This window comes from Paenibacillus sp. MER 99-2 (assembly GCF_023714095.1).
Classification (GTDB): Bacteria; Bacillota; Bacilli; order Paenibacillales; family Paenibacillaceae; genus Paenibacillus.
The window spans coordinates 1-2,204 of record NZ_JAMAUZ010000019.1; the positions used below are offsets into that span (position 1 = coordinate 1).

2 rRNA genes are annotated in these 2,204 nt (G+C 51.7%); both read left to right on the forward strand.

Annotation, left to right across the window (positions count from 1 at the left end):
* Nucleotides 1–672: ribosomal RNA gene (locus M3636_RS28970) — 16S ribosomal RNA — on the forward strand; the annotation flags it as partial.
* Between the two features lie 311 nt (nt 673–983).
* A 23S ribosomal RNA gene (locus M3636_RS28975) occupies nt 984–2,204 on the forward strand; the annotation flags it as partial.

A 2,204-nucleotide genomic window follows, 5' to 3' on the forward strand; every position in this document is an offset into this window, starting at 1 on the left:
AAGCATTCCGCCTGGGGAGTACGGTCGCAAGACTGAAACTCAAAGGAATTGACGGGGACCCGCACAAGCAGTGGAGTATGTGGTTTAATTCGAAGCAACGCGAAGAACCTTACCAGGTCTTGACATCTGAATGACCGGTACAGAGATGTACCTTTCCTTCGGGACATTCAAGACAGGTGGTGCATGGTTGTCGTCAGCTCGTGTCGTGAGATGTTGGGTTAAGTCCCGCAACGAGCGCAACCCTTATATTTAGTTGCCAGCACTTCGGGTGGGCACTCTAGATAGACTGCCGGTGACAAACCGGAGGAAGGTGGGGATGACGTCAAATCATCATGCCCCTTATGACCTGGGCTACACACGTACTACAATGGCCGGTACAACGGGCTGCGAAACCGCGAGGTGGAGCCAATCCCAACAAAGCCGGTCTCAGTTCGGATTGCAGGCTGCAACTCGCCTGCATGAAGTCGGAATTGCTAGTAATCGCGGATCAGCATGCCGCGGTGAATACGTTCCCGGGTCTTGTACACACCGCCCGTCACACCACGAGAGTTTATAACACCCGAAGTCGGTGGGGTAACCGCAAGGAGCCAGCCGCCGAAGGTGGGATAGATGATTGGGGTGAAGTCGTAACAAGGTAGCCGTATCGGAAGGTGCGGCTGGATCACCTCCTTTCTATGGAGAATCGTTTCCCGTAGCGGAAACATTCAAATATGCAGCTTCGCTGCAAACTACTCACTCGTTGCTCAGTTTTGAGAGCTCAAACTCTCAAACAGCTTGCTTTTGCATGGAGCTTGTTCTTTGAAAACTAGATATCGAAACGAAAGTAAATGCGAATTAGAACATTCCTTTTTAGCTGAACTTGTGTAAACAAGTTTCAATAAAAACGGTAGATAATGCAGTTGCGATGGTATCGGGTGGGAGCGACTTTTGGCTTTGGACGTAGTCCAAAACAAGGGAAGCGAGCAAACGAAACCGGAGCATATGGTTAAGCTACTAAGAGCACACGGAGGATGCCTAGGCGCTAGGAGCCGATGAAGGACGTGGCGAACAACGAAACTGCCTCGGGGAGCTGTAAGCAAGCTTTGATCCGGGGGTGTCCGAATGGGGAAACCCAGCTGGGGTAATTTCCAGTTACACCTAACTGAATACATAGGTTAGTGTGAGGCATACCAGGGGAACTGAAACATCTAAGTACCTTGAGGAAGAGAAAACAATAGTGATTCCGTCAGTAGCGGCGAGCGAACGCGGAACAGCCCAAACCAGAGAGCTTGCTCTTTGGGGTTGTGGGACGTCTCACATGGAGTTACAAAGGAACCGGTTAAACGAAGAGGTCTGGAAAGGCCCGCCAAAGAAGGTAAAAGCCCTGTAATTGAAAGTCTGTTCCCTCCGAGACGGATCCCGAGTAGTGCGGGGCACGTGAAACCCCGTATGAATCCGGCAGGACCATCTGCCAAGGCTAAATACTTCCTAGCGACCGATAGTGAAGCAGTACCGTGAGGGAAAGGTGAAAAGCACCCCGGAAGGGGAGTGAAATAGAACCTGAAACCGTGTGCTTACAAAAAGTCAGAGCCCGTTTTAGGGGTGATGGCGTGCCTTTTGTAGAATGAACCGGCGAGTTACGTTCCCGTGCAAGGTTAAGGTGAAGAGCCGGAGCCGCAGCGAAAGCGAGTCTGAATAGGGCGATGTAGTACGTGGACGTAGACCCGAAACCGGGTGATCTACCCCTGTCCAGGGTGAAGGTGCGGTAACACGCACTGGAGGCCCGAACCCACGCACGTTGAAAAGTGCGGGGATGAGGTGGGGGTAGCGGAGAAATTCCAATCGAACTCGGAGATAGCTGGTTCTCCCCGAAATAGCTTTAGGGCTAGCCTCGGAAAACAGAGTCGTGGAGGTAGAGCACTGATTGGGTGCGGGGCCCGCAAGGGTTACCAAGCTCAGTCAAACTCCGAATGCCATAGACTTACTTCCGGGAGTCAGACAGTGAGTGCTAAGATCCATTGTCAAAAGGGAAACAGCCCAGACCATCAGCTAAGGTCCCCAAGTGTGTGTTAAGTGGGAAAGGATGTGGAGTTGCACAGACAACCAGGATGTTGGCTTAGAAGCAGCCACCATTTAAAGAGTGCGTAATAGCTCACTGGTCGAGTGACTCTGCGCCGAAAATGTAACGGGGCTAAACACACCACCGAAGCTATGGCTTGATGCTT